The organism is Halalkalibacter flavus (genome assembly GCF_036663575.1).
In the GTDB taxonomy this organism is placed as follows: Bacteria; Bacillota; Bacilli; order Bacillales; family Bacillaceae_D; genus Halalkalibacter; species Halalkalibacter flavus.
Genome location: NZ_JAWRVK010000286.1, coordinates 1 through 261 on the forward strand (window position 1 = coordinate 1; position 261 = coordinate 261).

The 261-nt window shown below is 42.9% G+C and carries 1 protein-coding gene; it reads left to right on the plus strand.

What is annotated here, in order from left to right; translation table 11 throughout:
* Positions 1 to 261 (plus strand): DNA gyrase subunit A (locus SAY88_RS25220; protein ID WP_332635175.1); only part of this gene is annotated, 261 nt, incomplete at both ends.

A 261-nucleotide genomic window follows, 5' to 3' on the forward strand; every position in this document is an offset into this window, starting at 1 on the left:
GTATTGCGGTTGGTATGGCTACAAATATTCCACCACACAACCTTACAGAGGTTATCAATGGTATTTTAAGTTTAAGTTATAACTCAGATATCACAATTGCAGAATTAATGGAAGATATCCAAGGTCCTGATTTCCCTACTGCCGGTTTAATTATGGGTAAAAGTGGTATCCGCCGTGCATATGAAACAGGTCGTGGTTCAATACAAATGCGTGCACGTGCTGAAATTGAAGAGCGCGGTGGCGGTCGCCAACGCATCGTTG